The organism is Bradyrhizobium sp. IC3123 (genome assembly GCF_020193625.1).
Classification (GTDB): domain Bacteria; phylum Pseudomonadota; class Alphaproteobacteria; order Rhizobiales; family Xanthobacteraceae; genus Bradyrhizobium; species Bradyrhizobium yuanmingense.
Genome location: NZ_JADYVF010000078.1, coordinates 1 through 381, shown reverse-complemented (window position 1 = coordinate 381; position 381 = coordinate 1). Strand labels below are relative to the sequence as shown.

1 pseudogene is annotated in these 381 nt (G+C 62.2%); it reads right to left on the bottom strand.

Features of this window, described 5'->3' with window-relative positions:
- Positions 1–381: pseudogene (locus I6F20_RS37710) on the bottom strand (IS5/IS1182 family transposase); the annotation flags it as partial.

Here is a 381-nt window from a genome sequence, read left to right as displayed (position 1 = left end):
TCTCAAGCACAGCCTGACCTTCGATCTTGCGGCGGATATCGCGGATGATCCGGCCCAGTCGGCTGCGCAGGATGCGCAACTGCCGCTGATGCCGCTTGAATTGCTTGGCATGGCCGTAGCGTCCCGCAATCATCGCCGCGGTCTTGGCAATGCGAAGATAGGACTGCCGCAGCTTGACCCCGTGCTTCCTCGCCAGGCGGTTGAGCCCCTTGATTGCCGCGTGCAGCAGCTTGGCATCGGTCGGGAAGGTGATGGCCTTCGGCTGCACGGTGGTATGTGCGCCATGACGGCGCGAAGAAGGAGGTTGAGTATGTAGACCATCTTCCGAGCAGCCTTGCTGCGCAAGAGATGAGGGCAGGCCCCTCGGACTCGGATTGCAGG